The 1,185-nt window shown below is 64.4% G+C and carries 1 protein-coding gene; it reads left to right on the plus strand.

What is annotated here, in order from left to right; all coding sequences use genetic code 11:
• A partial coding sequence (gene tuf / locus LRM18_RS20325; RefSeq protein ID WP_065428203.1) for an elongation factor Tu occupies nt 1–1,185 on the plus strand: 1,185 nt, incomplete at its 5' end.

Consider the following 1,185-nt stretch of genomic DNA (forward strand, 5'->3'; position numbering starts at 1 on the left):
AAGGGTAAGTTCGAGCGCACCAAGCCGCACGTCAACGTCGGCACCATCGGTCACGTCGACCACGGCAAGACCACGCTGACCGCCGCACTGACCAAGATCGGTGCCGAGCGCTTCGGTGGCGAGTTCAAGGATTACTCCTCGATCGACGCCGCGCCGGAAGAAAAGGCTCGTGGTATCACGATCTCGACCGCGCACGTCGAATACGAATCCCCGATCCGTCACTACGCCCACGTTGACTGCCCGGGCCACGCTGACTACGTCAAGAACATGATCACCGGTGCCGCCCAGATGGACGGCGCGATCCTGGTGTGCTCGGCCGCTGACGGCCCGATGCCGCAGACCCGTGAGCACATCCTGCTGTCGCGCCAGGTCGGCGTGCCGTACATCGTCGTGTTCCTGAACAAGGCCGACATGGTCGACGACGCCGAGCTGCTCGAGCTGGTCGAGATGGAAGTGCGCGAACTGCTGAGCAAGTACGAGTTCCCGGGCGACGACACCCCGATCATCGCCGGTTCGGCCCGCCTGGCGCTGGAAGGCGACCAGAGCGACATCGGTGTGCCGGCCATCCTGAAGCTGGTCGACGCGCTGGACAGCTGGATTCCGGAGCCGGAGCGTGCGATCGACAAGCCGTTCCTGATGCCGGTGGAAGACGTGTTCTCGATCTCGGGCCGCGGCACCGTGGTGACCGGTCGTATCGAGCGCGGCGTGATCAAGGTTGGCGACGAAATCGAAATCGTCGGCATCCGTCCGGTGCAGAAGACCACCGTGACCGGCGTTGAAATGTTCCGCAAGCTGCTGGACCAGGGTCAGGCAGGCGACAACGCTGGCCTGCTGCTGCGCGGCACCAAGCGTGACGACGTCGAGCGTGGCCAGGTGCTGGCCAAGCCGGGCACGATCAAGCCGCACACCAAGTTCGAAGGCGAAGTGTACGTCCTGTCGAAGGACGAGGGCGGCCGCCACACTCCGTTCTTCAACGGCTACCGTCCGCAGTTCTACTTCCGCACCACCGACATCACCGGCGCCGCTGCACTGCCGGAAGGCGTCGAAATGGTGATGCCGGGTGACAACGTCAAGATGGTCGTCACCCTGATCAACCCGGTGGCCATGGACGAAGGCCTGCGCTTCGCCATCCGCGAAGGCGGCCGTACCGTCGGCGCCGGCGTGGTCTCGAAGATCATCGAGTAA

Origin of the sequence: Stenotrophomonas sp. PI_27 (genome assembly GCF_027854495.1) — a bacterium.
Taxonomy (GTDB): Bacteria; Pseudomonadota; Gammaproteobacteria; order Xanthomonadales; family Xanthomonadaceae; genus Stenotrophomonas; species Stenotrophomonas pavanii.